Raw genomic sequence first — 18,188 nt, 5'->3', positions numbered from 1 at the left:
TTTTTTAGAATGATAGATTAAGTGAAATGGAATAAGATTTTTGGTTTGGAAATGAGTTCCAATCAACACCAACTCTTAAAGGATCATAAGAGAAACTATTTACTTCTGGATCGAAGCCACTATAATTTGTAAACAGTAACAAATTCTGACCTGATACGGAAATAGATGCACTGTCTAAAAATCCAGTTTCAGAAACAGGTATGTTGTAACCTAATGTTACGTAGCTTAACCTTAAAAAACTACCATCTTCTACGATTCTATCGGTAAACCCTGAGCTTGTTACAAAATCGTAATTGATGCGTGGATAAGTCCCGTCAGGATTGTCTGGTCTCCATGCATTAAAATAAGCTTCTGTTCGGATATTATCTGAATTTGCACCACTCGCATAACCCTCTCTTAGTAGGTTGCCATTTGCGATGTCGTTTCCTTGAACTCCATTAAAGAATAAACTTAGGGACACGCCTTTGAATTCAAAGTTAGATCCAAAACCATAATTAAAATCAGGGTTAGGATCTCCAATTATAGTAAGATCAGTTTCGGTTATGTTGCCATCTCCATTTTGATCAACCAATAAAACATCTCCCAATTGTGCTGGCGTTCCCTGAAAAGCTGGTGCGTTTGCTAATTCGGAATCATCGTTTACTATGCCATCAGTAGCATAACCCCAAAATAATGCTGGCGCTTTACCTTGGATAAAAATGTTGGCAGGTACTTTGAAATGGTTTCCGCCAGAAATTCTTCGGCCTAAAAAGGCACTATAGGTTTGGGTTCCCCAGGGTCCGGGAGGAATTCCTAAATCATCAATTTCATTTTTAATGAATGCAATATTCCCATAAACATTCCACTTGAAATTTTTTGTGGAGATTATATCAGCAGATAGAGCCAATTCAATTCCCTTGTTTATCAATGAGCCTTGGTTATTATAAAAACTTTCATAAGAGTTGGAAGGAGGAATAGGTACATCTATTAATAAATCCGTAATCTTTTTATAAAACACATCTCCTGTAAAGGTTACTCTGTTCTCACCGAAACCTAAATCGATACCAGCATTGTATTGGCTTGTGGTTTCCCAAACCAAATCAGGGTTCGCCAAAAGGGGAGGAACAACACCTAAAAGTGGATTTCCTGAGCCGTCTGAATAGGGAGTGCCTGTAGTATCGAACCAAGTTAAGTACCTATAGTTAGGAATATTTTGGTTACCAGTAAGCCCCCATCCTAAACGAAGTTTTAAATCAGTAACTGTTTCTGAATTTTGAAGAAAATTTTCCTCATTTATTTTCCAGGCAAAGGCAACTGCTGGAAAATGTCCCCATCGATTTCCTTTGGCAAATTTGCTACTACCATCAGCACGATAACTAAACGTAAGTAAATATTTATTGTAAAGGGTATAATTAATTCTTCCCAAAAAGGAAAGTAACGATTCGTTCTCACGATTGAAAAATGGCTGCTGTACCACTTCACCATTGGATATTCCATCGGCTCTCAAATCTTTAATTGGAAAACCGGAAGCGGTTTGAGATTCTTGCTGAATAAAGCGTTGGTCGATAACGACACCAACTGTACCATTTAGGCGATGGTTTTTATTAAACCTCTTGTTGAATCTTATGGTATTATCTAAGTTGTATCTGAAACGTGAGAGATGAGCAATACCTGCCTCTCCATTGACCGTATTACCTCGAAAAATTCCTGTGCCATACCATAGTTTTCTTTCTTTGCTACGGTAATCGGTACCCAGTTTGACATTATAAGTAAAAACTTTAGAGATTTTATAATCTAGTGTAAGGGCACCTAGCAATCTTATTTCCTTAGCCAAATCATCATAATCACTTATCCAAGCTCTTGGCCCATCTAGGAAATCATCAAAGTCGGCAGTATCTCCAAAGAAATTGTCGCCATAATCTAATATTGGTGCACCAGAGATAATTTGCCTCACCATATTACTATTATTACCGCCCAAATCTTCTGTGCCTTTCGAAGCTGAGTATTCTCCAAAAAAGGCAGATATTTTAGTAGATAATTTTAGTTTATCTGTTAAATCATTATTCAGATTAGCATTAAAATCGACACTTTTTGCAAAGGCTCTGGGTACAACGCCTTCGGTTTTTGTATAGCCTCCTGCGAAATAGTAATTGCCGTTTTCGCTTCCTCCAGATGCTGTTATTCTATGGTTTGTCGAAACGGAAGACTTGTAAGTGTCGTCACTCCAGTTTATACCTTCTAACCTCGCTATGTTGTCGGAGTTTTCTAACATATATTCTTCGCTATTTGTAAAAACAGCATAAGAACCATCCGGATATACATAAAATTTAGGGTTTGCGTCATTAATTGTTCGCGTTTCATTTTGGTAAGCGATATAATCGTCTGTATTTAGAACCTCTATGTCGTTTGTAACAGTTCCTATCCTGGTTGTGGTACTATAACTGAATTTTGCCTTCCCTGATTTCCCTTTTTTAGTCGTTATTATTATAACACCATTTGCTCCCCTTGATCCATAAATTGCCGTTGCGGAGGCGTCTTTTAGGATAACAATATCTTCAATATCTCGTGGGTTAACACCTGTAATTCCATTTTGTGCAGACAAATAACTATTTCCTCCTTGTAAGGGATCTACAGTGTCTTCCGAAGCAGAATCCATGATAATTCCATCAATAACATATAAGGGTTCTGTATTGCTCGTTAAACTGTTGGTACCTCTAATTTTTATACTTGTTGTTGCACCTGGCTCATTGCTATTTGCACTAACTAAAACCCCTGCGGCTCTACCTTGCAATAGACTTTCAACTCCCTGAGCTTGATTAACTACACTTTGCTGAGGCTCTAATGAAGTTACTGAACCGGTAAGGTCCTTTTTGTCAACCTCACCGTAGCCAATTACTACGACCTCATCTAATTGTTCTTGATTAGTTTCAAGCGTAATATTAATTGTAGTTTGATTTGTAATAGAGACCTCTTTAGTTACATAACCGATGTAACTGATAATTAATGTTGCTGGTGTTTTATCAAGGCTTATGGTAAAGCGACCATCAATGTTTGTCACCTCACCTTTAGTAGTACCTTTTACCAATATAGAGGCCCCAGGAAGGGGGAAATTTGTGTCGTCTGTTACTGTTCCGGTTACCGTTAATTGTGCCCAGGCACCAATTGGTAAAAACAGCACAAACATTATTAAAAACTTTGTTAGTTTCATCTTGGACGGATTTGTGATAGTTAATTAGTTAATCTAGTCTTAAGTTAAAAACCACAACTAGAGAATGGTTTTTAATTTCGATAATGCTAAACTATACCATTGGAATCTTTTTAAGTTTTAATTAACATCACAAATGGTTTGACAATCGTCAAAAGCCTATAAATAATGGAGTTTTAGGGGTGTTAAAGTTTATTTGTTGGAACTATTTTGAAGAAATTTGGTTTAGAATAAACCAAAAATTTGTTGGAATTTTATTCCTGTTGTAAGCTTTCAATGAAATTTGAAGGGGTCGTATTATAGAATTTTTTAAAGGCTGTGCTGAAATATTTTGGATTTGAAAATCCAGATGCATAAGCAACTTCTTTAATGCTCAATTCACCTTTAACTAACAAAGATTTTGCATGTTTCAATTTTGTGTGAATGATAAAATCCTGAGGGGAAAGATCAACTAAGTTTTTTAGCTTCATATATAATGAAGTCCTGCTCATCCCAAAACTTTTTGATAAGTCTATTACTGAATAGTTGTTATCTGATAGATTTTCGAGGACCGTTTCCTCTAGATTTTGTAAAAATTCTTGATCTTGTTTATTTCGATAAATATTAGCAGTTTCTGAATCTCCCTCATGAATGTATTTGCTTCGAAGTTTTTTATGCCATTTTAAGGTGTTTACAATCTTTGCCAATAAGAATTTTATATCTACTGGCTTTTCTATGTATTCTGAAATCCCACTCTCGATGCTTTCAATTTTTTGGTTAGAATTTTGAAGCACGGTTAACATAAAAATTGGTATATGATTAAGATTGATATCCGATTTAATGTGTCGAGACATCTCCATCCCGTCCATCTCAGGCATGATCAAATCGGTTAGGATGATATCAGGAAATATCTCCTGTGCCTTTTCAATTCCTTGTTTTCCATTTTCGGCTTCAAATACCTGAAAATTCAAACTTAATTTATTTACTAATTGTTCTCGCAATTCATTGTTGTCCTCTACAATTAGAATACGGCTATTGCTAAAATCATCAATTTCAGCTTGATCGGTTACTAAAATTGAAGGATTTGGATTGAGTTTAACCACTTGATTAACTCTTTCAAAATACTCCTTTTTAAAATTTCGTAGTGTAACATTAAATGTTGTGCCCTTATGTTCTTCGCTGACAAAGCTGATATCACCTTTGGTTTTCTCTATCAGCCGTTGAACCATCATTAATCCCAACCCTGTTCCAGGACTTTGACTATTTATCGCATTTCTAGCGCGATAATATTTTTTAAGAATATATTTCTGTTGATCTTTTGGTATGCCAAGACCGTTATCCCTTATTTCAATTCGCAATTCGTTTGCTCTGGTCTTGAAGATATCTATTAAAATTAAACCATTATCATTACTGTATTTAATTGCATTGGAAAGCAAATTCAACACAATTTTATTCAGAATGTCTTTATCGAAATAAAAAACCCCATCCTTCCAATGATTTTTAAAAGCAACCTCTAACCCTCTCTCTTCAACAAGAGGGTTAAAATCTTTTATAATTCTTTTAAAATGGTTGTTAAGGTGAATTTCAACTATATCCAACTCTAGGTTTTCCACCGAAGTGACCTTGTGGAAATTAAGCATTTGCTCGAATAGTGAATTTATGCGCTTAATGGTAGTCTTAATACGTTTCGAGGATTGCTCAACCGAACTTTCATTTTCTGAGACGTTTTCCAAGGAAGATAACAATACGGCTAAGGGAGTTTTAATCTCATGGGTAATATTGTTGAAAAAGTTAATTTGTTCCTCTGCATTTTTCTTGTTGATGTAAATCGAACTAAAATAAATTGCCACGTATAGTAAGGCGATAAAGAGTAAGACATAAACTAAATAAGCTTTGTTAGTTGCCCACCATGGCGACTTTATTTCTATGGCCAACTGCCTTTCCGGACCAAAACGGCCGAACTTATTCATGGCTTTTGCTTTAAAAATATAATCGCCTGGCTCCAAATTGGTAAACGTTGCGAAGTTAGTAGGAGAGGGTTCAGACCAATTGTTTTGGTAGCCTTCCAAAACCCATGAATAATTTACTTTGGATGAAGTGCTATGGAGAATACCTGTAAAACTGATTTCCAATGAATTTTGGTCGTGGTTTAATACCAATTTGTCCGTTTCATTTACATGAGTTTTTAACGGATTTGAGCCAATATTCACAGATTGGTTATCTAATTTTAGGTCATTAAAAACCAATGACGGCTCATAGACTTGTTCCTGTATTTCTGCTGGATTGAATAGTGTAACACCATCAACACCTCCAAATGCATAAAGACTATCGGACAGTTTTGCGTAACTACCATAATTAAATTCCGAACTTGCTAGACCGTCCCTTTTGTCAAAAAGATTGATCATAGTATCCCTTTTATTTGTTACGACCTGCGCTAAGCCTCTTGCCGTACTTATCCAATAATTTTGATCATTTTTTATTACTATTCCTTGAGCTATATCTGAAGGCAAACCATTATTAACCGTAATTCTGGATATTTTAGAGGTGTTGGGGTCATAAAAAAGTAGCCCCGCCCCATTGGTGGCTAGGAGCAGTTTGCCGTCACTTAATTCACTAATTGAACTGACTGTGGAATATGGCAATGAATTATTGGGTGATAATTCTGTAATAATTCGGAATTTTTTGGTGTCGTCATTTATGACATAAACCCCATTTCTTCCAACTGCGTATATTGCACCAGTTGAAGATTCTTGGATATTTTTAATCGGTTGTATGGGGTAGGTGTCAATTCTTCCGTTTGGTCGTATTACACTCAAAGGTGCGTCTATACCGCCCATCCAAAGATTTCCATTTGAATCTTTAAAAAGGCTGTAAATTCTTTTCAAAATCAATTCTGGTTGTAGAGCACTTATGGGGGAAATATCAAAATTGTCTATATTTATTTTATAAAGTCCATTGTTATAGGTGCCAACCCAAATTGAATTAGCGTCTTTTTCCATACACATAACAATGTCTGGATTAGACTTCCCTTCGTCAGCCAATGATTTAAAATGGCGCCATTCATTATTTTTTCTATTCCAAAAACTTACTCCTTGTTTGGTGCCGAACCAATAATTACCATTGTTGTCGATTTCTATCGCACGCGTAAAATTGGCAGCAATACTATTTTTGTCATTAATTCTATGTTGAATTTTTATAAATGGAAGTTTATTTGAATCGAAGTAATTGATTCCACCGCCATATGTGGCAACCCACAAAATATCCTCGTTTCCAATAAACAAATCATAAACACCATTACTGCTAATGGAGCCTAAATTGTCCACATCTTCATGGTAATGGTCTATACGATTGTATAGGGAGTCCAAAACAATGATTCCAGACCCGTCTGTGCCAACATAAATTCTTCCATCCTCATCTTGCACAACATCATTAATAGGAGAATTTTTGGTGTTTACTAATTCAATTGACTGCCAATCATCCAAATTTTTAGTAGTGGAATATAACTGACCAGTTTTAGTACCAACCAAAACGTTGTTTTTAATCATTCCTGTATAGGATATATTTTTATCCGGTTGATTAAAGGGGATTTCAAAAATTTGATTTTGTCCTTTATTTAATTTGAAGAGTCCTGAATTTGTGCCAAGGATTATTTGGTTTTCCACACAGGTAATATCTTGTACATGTGGATCTGCCAGAATTCGTTCCAGAATAAGTTCGCCTTCAATTTTTGAAATTTTCCATAACCCATTAAAGGCACCAATCCAGATATCTCCCTGTTTATCTTCTATTATGGCATTTACCAAGGAAGGATTAGGCTCGTTGGGAATTGTTATTAAATCAAAAATATCCAACTCCGGGTTGTAGAGGCCGACCCCCTTTTCAAGTCCAATCCAAATTCTCCCTTTCGAGTCATAGAAAATTTCTGATGTACGGTTGCTAGCTGATTCTGGCAATCCATTATATATATTGTATATTTTATAAAATTGTGAATTGTGCTTGAGAACACCCTCTTCTGAAGCAATCCAGACATTGCCTACACTATCCTGTGTAATGGCATAAGTAATGCTCTGGGTAGAAACGTTTTCACCCAACAATTGTTGAAATTCAATATTATTCTGGGAAATCAACCAAAAAGGGAAAACACAAACCGCAAAAAAAATTAAATATCTTGAAGTGAGCAAAACTGAGCCTTTAACTAATTTTTAAACTTAACAAATATCTTAAATCTTTTGCTTAAAGGTAAATAGGTTTCTTAAAAAGGCTCGTTAAGACCTATTTAGAAAAAGGGAAAATCAATTTGATAATGTGTAAATATAATTTAAAGCAAGGTTAACCACCAATGCTCTGAACCTTAAACTCTAAATGGTCTTCTACTTTGGATTCCATCCGTAAATAAATAATTTACTACAAGTAAATTGCTTTCAGTGTGGTTAAGAAGTACTGTTTAATTCAAATTTTTAGATGAAAATTCTAGTTACCACTTAAATGTTTTCAGAAGCTTTAAAAATACAGCTGTCGACTTCACTTAAACGCGCACTAAGATGTTTTTAAATTATGCAGCAAAGCACAGGATTCTGATATCCAAAATTTAACTTAATTTAGATGGTTTCACGTATATCTTGATAAGTATTTCGCAGAATTAGCAACGCTTCTTTACAATCAACTAATATTAGGTTTATGAATTCAGTTTACAGCAGACTAATAGTTTTAACAATTTCTTTAGTAGGGTTTCTAAATTGTTATTGTCAAGTTGTCCCTTCAGAATTATTTGTAGAAAATCGTATTAATCCAATTGGTATAGATCAATCTAATCCAACCTTTACATGGCTACTATCATCTGATGGTAAAAATAAAAATCAGAGTGCTTATCGCATTCAAGTTGGAAGATCTGAGAAAATGGGTTCATCTGAAATAATTTGGGACAGCGACAAAATTAATTCACATCAATCTGTTAATGTAGAATATAGTGGTCCAGAATTACAATCCCTTAAAAAATACTATTGGAGGGTTAAGGTGTGGGATGAAAAGGGTAAGTCCTCAAATTGGAGTTTAACTGGTTCATGGCAAATGGGAATTTTAAAACCAAATGATTGGAAAGCAAAATGGATTACAGTTGGCTATAAAGAAGGTCCTGAAAGAGAAAGTCCAATGTTTAGAAAAGAGATAACAATAGATAAAGAAATTGAAAGCGCAACAATTGCAATTACTTCACACGGACTTTATGAAGCATATATCAATGGAAAAAAAATTGGAGATGCATTTCTTACTCCAGGATGGACAAGCTACAACAAGCGATTGCAGTACCAAGTCTACGATGTAACTAGTCTCTTGAAAAAAGGAAAAAATGCTCTTGGTGGACTTCTTGGCAGTGGTTGGTTCAGAGGATTTTTGGCTTGGGGAGGAAATAAGGATAGTTATGGCCGTGAATTGTCACTTTTACTCCAATTGAAAGTCAATTTCACTGATGGCACATCAACTGAAATTGGAACCGATGAGAGTTGGAAATCGCACAAAAGCTCTATCACGTCTTCTGAGATTTATAAGGGTGAAACAATTGATGCTCGAAAAGAAAAGAATGGCTGGAAAATGCCTAATTACAATGACAGTGATTGGTCTGCAGCAATCCTTAAATCGATAGGTTATGAGCATTTGGCAGCTACATATAATGAGCCAATTACAATACATGAAAGCTTTGATCCAATAAAGATGATAACCACCCCCGAGGGCGATAAAGTAATTGATTTTGGTCAAAATTTGGTAGGTTGGGTTGAGGTTAACCTTAAGGGGAGCCAAGGCGACAGTATTGTTATTGAACATGCAGAAGTATTAGATAAAAATGGAAATTTTTATACTGAAAATTTACGTGCGGCTGATCAGCGAAATACCTACATTTTAAATGGAAAGGATTCAGAGTCTTTTAGGCCTCATTTTTCTTGGCAAGGCTTCAGGTACATTAAAATAAATGGGACTATTGATAATATTTCTGAAGAAAACTTCAAGGCTGTGGCTCTTTATTCTAACATGAGAAAAACGGGACAATTTAACTCTTCGAATACCTTACTTAATCAACTGCAACATAATATTCAATGGGGTCAATACGGAAATTTTTTGGATGTGCCGACGGATTGCCCACAAAGAGATGAACGTTTAGGATGGACAGGGGATGCACAAGTATTTGCATCTACAGCTGCCTTTAACATGCATGTTAATAATTTTTTCACCAAGTGGATGAAGGATCTTGAGGCCGATCAGCTAGAAAATGGTAGCGTGCCGTTTGTTATACCTAATGTACTTGGCAAAAATGCTTCAGGATCTGCAGGATGGGCAGATGCTGCAACAATTATTCCTTGGAATATGTACCTTCTTTATGGAAATGAACAAATTTTAAAAAATCAATATTATAGTATGAAATCTTGGGTAGATTTTATGAAAGCCCAAAGTGAAGATGATCTTTGGAAAAAAGGTTTTCATTTTGGGGATTGGTTATTTTTCAGACCAGAAGATGACAATGACGGCAGATCTGCTATTACAGATAAATACTTAATAGCTCAATGCTTTTATGCCCATTCGACACAAATTTTAATAGATACAGCAAGAATTCTTGGAAAGGATAACGATGTTAATGAGTATGAACGGCTATTGGAAAAAATTAAAGCAGCTTTTTTAAAAGAATATGTTACACCTAACGGAAGATTGGTTTCCAGTTCCCAAACGGCTTATGTTTTAGCTTTAAATTTTGAAATGCTTCCTCTAAATCTAAGGAAACAGGCTGTTGAGAGATTAGTGGATAATATAAAAAGTTACGATTATCACCTAACAACAGGATTTTTGGGAACTCCATATTTAAATGCGGTTCTCACGGATAATGGATATCATGACTTAGCATATACCTTGCTAATGCAAAGAACATATCCTTCTTGGCTTTACCCAGTGCAAACAGGCGCCACAACAATTTGGGAAAGATGGGATGGGAGGAAACCTGATGGTACCTTTCAAACCCCTGGGATGAATTCGTTTAATCATTACGCATATGGCGCAATCGGAAATTGGATGTACACTGCTCTTGCAGGTATAAATAGTTCTAGAAAAAAGGGAGAAACTGGGTATAAAAAAATAATTCTTAAACCACATTTTAAAAACAATTATGTTTCTGACAAGGTGAGCGCAGAAAACGATGGCGAAATGCTCAAGAAAGTCGAAGCTAGCTTAGATACATATTATGGTAGAATTTCTTCTAATTGGGAGTATATAAATGATAACACAATTTTGTATAAAATAAAAATTCCTGTGAACACGTCAGCTGAAATTCATTTACAAACCGGTTTGCAGAACATTTTATTGGAGGATAAATCCATTTCTCTTTCCAGAGATGTTGAAATCTTAAAGCAGGATATGGGTAGCACAATTCTAAAAATTGGATCAGGAAATTATGTTTTTACAATAAAACAATGAATAAGCAATAGTTCAATAAAATTATAAACCAAGGCTAGAATTGATTTCCCTTTTCAAGGGATGAAATCAAAAAATTGTATCCAGTGGCTTTGGCCTTATTAGATCATTTAGGAACAAATAAGAACAAAATCATTAATCAGAGATTTAGTTGGGTAAACAAATTTTGATTTAACCTAAATAGGAAAATGACTTTTCATTTTCGATATCCTTTAAGATTACATTTCAAGGCTTGATTTTTTCTCAGACTGCAAATACAAAATTAGACCTTGTCAAGCTGATAAATATCATAATCCCTATTATAAAGGATTAGTACATTTATTATATAATAATATGATGTCTATTTGGATGATGAGGTCTTAAATCCAGAGGATTCTATAATGGTAAATGATCTCTCTACTTTAAAATGTTTAGGGTAGACATTTAAAATTAATGGCCATGGATAATTCAATTTTTCTATTAAAATTTTGGGGTTGGTATTTAATTATTTTCTTTTTTGTGTTGAGTTTAAACCCTAAACGGATTAGGCAGATTTTTCAGGATTTAAGGGATGAAAAATTTTTGATCATATTCGCATTTATTGCCATTTTAGTAGGGTTGATAAACATCCTAGTTCACAACATTTGGGAGTTAAGCGCTATACTAATAATCACTTTAATAGGTTGGGGATCTTTAATTATTGGGTTATCCTTATTTGTACTTCCCAAGCAAACAGTCGATTGGCTAGAAGCGATTAATATTAAAATTGTGCAGCTTTTGTACTTGCTCTTATTTTTATTAGGGTTGTTCTTACTCAACACCGCCTACCACATTATTCCGGCATAATATTTATTAAATATAGCCTAATTGCATTTCCTTTTATTGGAACTCTCCCCATCCAAAAAGTTTTGTTTTGGCGTCAACCATTATGAACACTTGAAGTGGCTTAATGTGATATTGGTCATTTTGTAATCCATAATTATTTGCAACATTTAATACAATAAAAACAAAGAATCATGGCACTCAATTTTAATCAATTTGCAACGGAGGCAAATACGTTTATGAAACTATATGCCAAGGAACTGAACCTAGGTACTAACCTAGACAAAGCAGCTAGGATATTGTCTTCTGTGTTACATGGATTACGTGAAGTTATTTCAGTAGAGGAATCGCTGCAATTAATTTCCCAATTTCCAATGTTTTTAAAAGCTGTATATGTAAACGGATGGACCTTAAGACGTAAGAGAAAGGTAAAGAACATGGTAGATTTTATTGATCTCATAAGAGAGTTTGATGGAGTTACCTCCATGGAGGATTTTGAATCTGATGAGGTTGCTGAAAATTACATTGATTCAACCTTCATCGTATTGAGAAAATACATTTCATTGGGAGAGCTTGAGGATATTAGGACATCGCTTCCAAAAGATCTTAAATCTATGATTTACCATAGCTATATGTTTTAGTCGTTGAAAAGATCTACAATTATTAATGATATGCTAGAACTGATCGTAGCCATTATATTGACAGCTTAGTGTCATTAGGGGTTAAGGGTAAAGCATAATATATAAATTAATAAGACAGGAGATTATGTTTGCAAACAGAGAGGAAGCAGGTATTTTATTGTCTCAGAAATTGATTAATTATCGCAATAATGAAGATGCTGTAATAGTTTCGGTCCCTCGTGGTGGAGTACCCATAGGCTATGTTCTTCACCAAAAGCTCAATTTACCAATGGAATTGCTTTTGTCTAAAAAAATTGGCCATCCCTTTCTAAAAGATTATATAATAGGAGTTGTTTCAAGGGATTTCAAAGTATTAGACCCACTAACCTCAGCTGCTGTTTCTGGGGCTTATATTAATAATGAAGTGGAACGGCTAAGAAAACAACTTAAACTACGTTATAATGGCTATTACAAACTTTACAATTCAATTAATTTTAAAAACAAAACTGTAATTCTAGTTGACGAGGGCGCAGTTACTGGCAACACTTTATTATATAGTATTCAATTAATCCAACAAAAACACCCCAAGGAGATTATAATTGCGATTCCGGTTTCACCTATATCAACACTAAGGAAAATAGAACATTTAAAATTGGTAAAGTCCACCATTTGTTTGCATTCCCCAAATGAATTTAGGACGGTTGGACAATTTTATACAGATTTCAAGTCTATCTCCGACAATGAAGTTTTCTCTATATTAAATAAGGTTGGCTATAATACGGAACCTAGAATAGCCAATAATAACTAAACAATGATATTTATTGGCAATTGGGGATTGGGGATACATTAAACTTCAAACCTTACCCCATAAAACTCAAATTTTTATAATTTTTTTGGGAATCAAAATTGAGGGATGTCATAAATAATTCTTTGTGCCGAATTTACTTTTATACATATTTAATTATAAATACTTAAATCATGAAAACCTTAATTTTTATGGCGGTAATGGTAACATTTGGGACTATTACAATTAGTGCGCAAGATCAGGCGCAAGATAGAAATCGAGATAGGGTTATGCTAGTTGATGGCGACCTATTGCAAATTAGAGACAGAGATCAGGTTCGATTAAAAGATAAGATTGTATTAAATGATGGCACCATCGTTAACCCCGATGGAAGTTATATGACCAAAGATCGGGTTAGGTTACAACTAAAGGATGGAGAATGCTTGGATAATGATGGTATTAAATATCTAAATGAATACCAATACCGTTTTAAAGTAAAACAAGAAAATAAAGGGTTAAATCAAAGTCAAATCCAGGAACGAAACCAAAACAGATATCAAATATTGGTTATGGATGGGGAAGCCTATCAAATTAAAAATCAGGATCAAATTCAGGTTCGCGATCAAATAATGCTTGCAAACGGAACCACAGTTAATCCAGATGGATCTTATCAAACAAAAGACCGTAAACAACTGCGTCTTAAAGATGGTGAATGTCTAAATATGAATGGTGAGATGTTTAAGAATACAGTTCAATTCAGAAAAATGATTAACACCAAAAACAATCTCAAAAAACAAATTCAGAAAACCCCAAAGGTTCAAAGCAAACGAAAAATAGGTGTCCTATAGATTAACATTAAAGGGATTTTGATTGTCAAAATCCCTTTTTATATACATGCGGTATGAAAGTTTATAAATTTACATTGGTTGGTCTATTTATTCTTTTTGCCATTAATTATAATGCGCTTGGGCAAAACATTACCGATTCAGACAATCAAGTTTCCACTAGCAATAAGTCGTACTTTTCGGCTAGTATCAATTTTATAAGTGATGCAGTTTATATGGGCAGGAAAGATTCTATTTCCGCTCCTTATTTGTTCCCTCGTTTTACTTATCACCATAAAACAGGGCTATATGCTACGGGTTCATTATCGTATCTAACTAAGTCTGATGAAGGTCGAGTTGATTTATTCTTAACTACTCTGGGTTACGATTTTACGGTTAAAAAATTAAGCGGAGACCTATCTATTACCAAGTATTTTTTTAATGACGAAAGTTATAATGTAATTTCAGAAGTAGAGGCGGATATAACAGCTAACGCAAGTTACGATTTCGATATCTTGGAAGCTTCCCTTTCTTTAGTCACTTTTTTAAATAAGGGTAGCAGTTCCGACTTTTTCTTGTCAACAGAAGTTAGCCATAGCTTTTTGTCACAAAGCAGAAATTTCCAGGTATCCCCAACTATAGGAGTATTTTTTGGATCTCAGAATTTCTATGAGGAATACTATATTTCAAACCGATATGGAGGTGCAAAAAATAAGGGCCCGGGTCAAGGGATGGGAGGAAATACTATCGTTGTAGAAAGTGTAGTACTAAATGAAAGCGAAAGTTTTGGTCTTATGGCTATTGAATTTAGTTTGCCTATGTGGTATGTTTCAAAATCCTTCATATTTATTGGTATGCCGGTTTTTGCAATTCCCCAAAATCCATCAACGGTAACAATAGATTCGACAGTTTATGAAGAAGACCTAGAAAACACATTTTATTGGATGGTTGGTGTTAATTATAGGTTTTAAGGAACTGACTAATTTTATAAAAGTTTTGAGGCCATGTCTAAATTTTATTAGAGCATGGCCTCTTTTTTAGTCTAACTTCAACCGCATATGACTAGACCTTCATGTAAAATAATAGCTTAAAATATTTAAAGTTGTTTTTATATTGAATTGCAACGTGGACAGTAAAATTTTAATTTCAAATTATAACAAATTTGGACCTTTCCCCTTTAAGTTCAATCTTTCACCATCCACGTTGTATTCATTTCAGACTTATGTTAATTTCCAGTCTGAACCCCCTAATTTTTAATTATGCATATTCTGGATAATAGGCAACTTTTAGCTTGTTGTTTACTTTGGTAACTCCAGGTGCCCAATAAACCGCATTCCTTGCTTCATCTTTTTCTTGAAGTGAGTGTACTGTACCGGTTAGGGTGACTTCATTACCATCAACTTCCACATGTATGTTTTTAGAATCTAATGTAGCAGATCTTTTAAAAGCATTGGTTATTCTGTTTTTAATATCATCAATCTTAACTGGAGCAGGTTTTAAAGTGATATTATTAATAACCCTTGTTACACCATTTAGGTTTGCAATTGTATTTACAGCTGCCTGTCTCTCATAATTTTTTTCGACTTCACCTGTTAAATAAACCCATCCGTCTTCTACTTTAATTTTAATTTTATCCCCTGGTACTATGGAATTCCATTTAAATGCATTAACTACTGTTTCTGCTACTTCTGTATCTGAATTATTCTTTACATAATTTAAACGTACATCAATATCTTCAGCAATAGCCTTTACACCAAAAACGCTTTTTGCAGCATTTTCCACTTCGACTTTTTTAGAATAACTGTCGACCACACCAGTAAGGGTAACAATACCGTCCTTAACAATAACCCCTATTTGGGTTTTGTTATCCAATGATTTCCAAGCCAATTCTTGAAGAACATCTTCCTTAATTTGTGCATCAGTTCTCATAATTAAAATCCTTTAAAATTTTATCTACCTAATATAAATTAGTTATCCATCCATTTAAATGATATTCCTCAGGAACGGGATAATTGTTTAAACTTTTTTTCTAAGAAATCAATCGATGATTGTTGACTATTCTTACAGTAAATTCATAAAAAATTAAAAATCAGCAATTTAAAGGATTTGGTTGACTTGGTTTTAAGCTGAATTAGGTGACTTTTGATACATTTTAACACCTGAAAATTCATTAATTTTAATAGAATTTTACTGCAAATGAGAGTGTTATGTTGTTCCGTAATCAGTATTTTTTCAAATCAATCTTCAATAAGATATCCGAAGGCATCATTATAGTTGATGAAAAGCAACAAATTATTGACACCAACCTTGCCACAGACACCATGTTTGGGTATCAAAAGAATTACCTTAAAAAAAAATCGATCAACATATTAATACCTGAGGAGTACCATTCTAAGCATAAAATTTATTTCAAAGATTTTTTAGATGAGGGGCAGAATAAGACGATGGGGTATGAGCAGAATATCCATGGTGTTAAAAGTGACGGACAATTTTTTCCTATTGAAGTTAGCCTCACACCATTTAAAATTTTTGAAAAAAAATATGTTTTAGTTCTTGTCTTTGATATATCCTTTAGGGTTAACCATGAAAGATCAATCCGAGAACTCAACAGTGCCCTAGAAAATAAAGTCAAAAAACGAACAGCCGAATTAAAGGCAACAATAGTTAAACTAGAAAAAGAGAACAAAAAGAGAATTAAGGCTGAAAATGAAACTAAAAATGCATTGATAAAAGAGAAGGAACTCAATGATTTGAAGTCTAAATTTTTATCTATGGTCTCACACGAATTTAAAACACCACTTAGTGGAATATTAACTTCGGCTATGCTGATTAGTAAGTACAAAAATCCTGAACAGCAAGACAAAAGGGAGGCGCATTTAAAAATAATTTCAGAAAAGGTTCATTTCCTTAATGGGATATTAGATGATTTTCTTTCTGTTGAAAAACTAGAAAAAGGAAAGATAAATTATATGCCAACAAAATTTATGGTTTCAAAAATTGTGGAGGAAGTGATTTATAACGCAAATACCCAATTGAAAGAAGGGCAGAACCTTATTTATTCGGAAAAAATTGATGGGTTTGAATTGTATCAAGATGAAAAAGTTGTAGAATTGATTTTGGCCAATTTAGTTAATAACGCCATTAAATATTCTCCAGAAGAATCAACTATCGCAATTAAAATAACCCAGGACGATTTAAACACGGTTTTCAGTGTAAAAGATAACGGAATTGGAATCCCAGAAAAGGATCAGAAAAATATATTCAAACGATATTTTAGGGCGGATAATGTTTTATTGACGCAAGGTACCGGGATAGGTTTGAACATTGTGAAACATCACGTAGAAAATTTAGGAGGTTCTATCTCCTTTGCAAGTGTGGAAAATAAAGGTTCAGAATTTACATTTTCTATACCAAATATAGCGGTGTATGAAAAAAGTTTTACTTATTGAAGACGATACTGTATTAAGAGAAAATACAGCTGAATTGTTGGAGTTGTCCGATTATGACGTTATAACTGCAGCAGATGGAAAATCTGGTATACAATTGGCGAAAACTGCAAAACCAGATGTTATCCTCTGTGATATTATAATGCCCTACCTGAGTGGTTATGATGTTTTGGAGCGATTGACCAATGACGACACTACCAAGTTTATTCCCTTTATCTTTCTTTCTGCAAAAACAGAGAAAAATGACATAAGAAAAGGCATGAATTTGGGTGCGGATGATTACATAACAAAACCTTTTACAGAGGATGAGCTCCTTACCGCAATAGAAAGCCGTATAGCAAAATCAGAATTACTTAGGGAGAAAAGGATTGGGAAAGCACCTACTTCTACTGAAGGCATTAAGACTTTGGAAGAGTTAAAATCGTTAATTGAGGAACAAGGCACAATTTTTAAATACAATAAAAACGAGGTTATTTTTAATGAAAATCAACATCCTAATTATGTCTATTTAATAAAAAAAGGTGTTGTAAAATGTCATAAAATAAACGATCAGGGTAAAGAGTTGATCACGGGACTCCACAAGGAAAATGACTTCTTTGGAATATCAGCCTTCGACCACCATTCCATGTACCAGGAAACGGCAACAGCAATAAAGGATTTGGAAATAGTTGGAATCTCTAGGGATGAACTTAAAAATATCCTTGAAAAAAACCATGAAGTAATGTTCCAATTTATCCAATTGGTGGCAGATAATCTCGATAATTTAAAGGATCAACTTCTGCAAATGGCGTATAGTTCTGTAAATAAAAAGACAGCCTCCACTATCCTTAGGTTCGCAAAAAAAATCAATAAAAACCTTGATGATCCTATAAAGATTTCTAGGCACGATTTAGCAAGTGTTGCTGGTATTTCTTCTGAAACCTTTATCAGGTCCATGGCAGAATTTAAAAAACAAGGGGCAATAAAAATCGATGGCCGAGACATTAAGCTTTTGGATATTGAAAAGTTGAAAACCTTTTGCCACGATTAATCCAATTTATTCTTCTTTTAAACATCTATAAATCTCTAGAGGTTTCCCTTTGGTTTATTACTTGAAAATGG

Annotated in this window: 11 protein-coding genes; 8 read left to right on the top strand and 3 right to left on the bottom strand. The window is 34.2% G+C overall.

Annotated elements, in window-relative coordinates; genetic code table 11:
* Positions 1–4: 4 nt before the first annotated feature.
* Both ISU00_RS05185 and ISU00_RS05180 read right to left on the bottom strand, forming a co-directional pair.
* Positions 5–3,187 carry a SusC/RagA family TonB-linked outer membrane protein gene (locus ISU00_RS05185; protein ID WP_228852984.1) on the bottom strand — a complete coding sequence of 1,061 codons (3,183 nt, stop codon included), beginning with the start codon at positions 3,185–3,187 and terminating at the stop codon, positions 5–7.
* Positions 3,188–3,438: 251 nt separating this feature from the next.
* Positions 3,439–7,344 (bottom strand): hybrid sensor histidine kinase/response regulator transcription factor, encoded by a 3,906-nt coding sequence (locus tag ISU00_RS05180; protein ID WP_228852983.1) that lies wholly within the window; start codon positions 7,342–7,344, stop codon positions 3,439–3,441.
* Positions 7,345–7,840: 496 nt separating this feature from the next.
* Here ISU00_RS05180 and ISU00_RS05175 point away from each other — a divergent pair, with 496 nt between their 5' ends.
* From ISU00_RS05175 to ISU00_RS05150, 6 genes are all read left to right on the top strand, one after another.
* Positions 7,841–10,615 carry an alpha-L-rhamnosidase gene (locus ISU00_RS05175; protein ID WP_228852982.1) on the top strand — a complete coding sequence of 925 codons (2,775 nt, stop codon included), beginning with the start codon at positions 7,841–7,843 and terminating at the stop codon, positions 10,613–10,615.
* A 435-nt stretch (positions 10,616–11,050) separates the two neighbouring features.
* Positions 11,051–11,437, top strand: a complete 387-nt coding sequence (locus tag ISU00_RS05170) for a hypothetical protein (RefSeq protein WP_228852981.1) — start codon at positions 11,051–11,053, stop codon at positions 11,435–11,437.
* Between the two features lie 170 nt (positions 11,438–11,607).
* Entirely contained in the window at positions 11,608–12,054 is a 447-nt protein-coding gene (locus tag ISU00_RS05165; protein WP_228852980.1) for a DUF2267 domain-containing protein, read from the top strand.
* A 124-nt stretch (positions 12,055–12,178) separates the two neighbouring features.
* On the top strand, positions 12,179–12,841 hold the full coding sequence (locus ISU00_RS05160) for a phosphoribosyltransferase (protein WP_228852979.1): 663 nt from the start codon (positions 12,179–12,181) through the stop codon (positions 12,839–12,841).
* 170 nt (positions 12,842–13,011) lie between these two features.
* Positions 13,012–13,665 carry a DUF6799 domain-containing protein gene (locus ISU00_RS05155; protein WP_228852978.1) on the top strand — a complete coding sequence of 218 codons (654 nt, stop codon included), beginning with the start codon at positions 13,012–13,014 and terminating at the stop codon, positions 13,663–13,665.
* Between the two features lie 53 nt (positions 13,666–13,718).
* Positions 13,719–14,612, top strand: a complete 894-nt coding sequence (locus ISU00_RS05150) for a hypothetical protein (RefSeq protein WP_228852977.1) — start codon at positions 13,719–13,721, stop codon at positions 14,610–14,612.
* A gap of 286 nt (positions 14,613–14,898) precedes the next feature.
* Here the strand turns inward: ISU00_RS05150 and ISU00_RS05145 are convergent, their stop codons facing one another.
* Positions 14,899–15,570 (bottom strand): BON domain-containing protein, encoded by a 672-nt coding sequence (locus ISU00_RS05145; RefSeq protein WP_228852976.1) that lies wholly within the window; start codon positions 15,568–15,570, stop codon positions 14,899–14,901.
* A gap of 278 nt (positions 15,571–15,848) precedes the next feature.
* Between ISU00_RS05145 and ISU00_RS05140 the strand changes: the two genes are divergently transcribed.
* Together ISU00_RS05140 and ISU00_RS05135 are read left to right on the top strand one after the other, a co-directional pair.
* The gene (locus ISU00_RS05140) at positions 15,849–17,090 is read left to right on the top strand and encodes a PAS domain-containing sensor histidine kinase (protein WP_228852975.1); all 1,242 of its coding nucleotides are present in this window, start codon (positions 15,849–15,851) and stop codon (positions 17,088–17,090) included.
* Positions 17,068–18,117 carry a response regulator gene (locus ISU00_RS05135; RefSeq protein WP_228852974.1) on the top strand — a complete coding sequence of 350 codons (1,050 nt, stop codon included), beginning with the start codon at positions 17,068–17,070 and terminating at the stop codon, positions 18,115–18,117. The genes ISU00_RS05140 and ISU00_RS05135 overlap by 23 nt, the downstream gene beginning before the upstream one ends.
* The last annotated feature ends 71 nt before the right edge of the window (positions 18,118–18,188 follow it).

The sequence above is a fragment of the Aegicerativicinus sediminis genome (assembly GCF_015476115.1).
Classification (GTDB): Bacteria; Bacteroidota; Bacteroidia; order Flavobacteriales; family Flavobacteriaceae; genus Aegicerativicinus; species Aegicerativicinus sediminis.
Note: the sequence above shows the minus strand (reverse complement) of the source record. Positions and strands in the feature narration are given on the sequence as shown.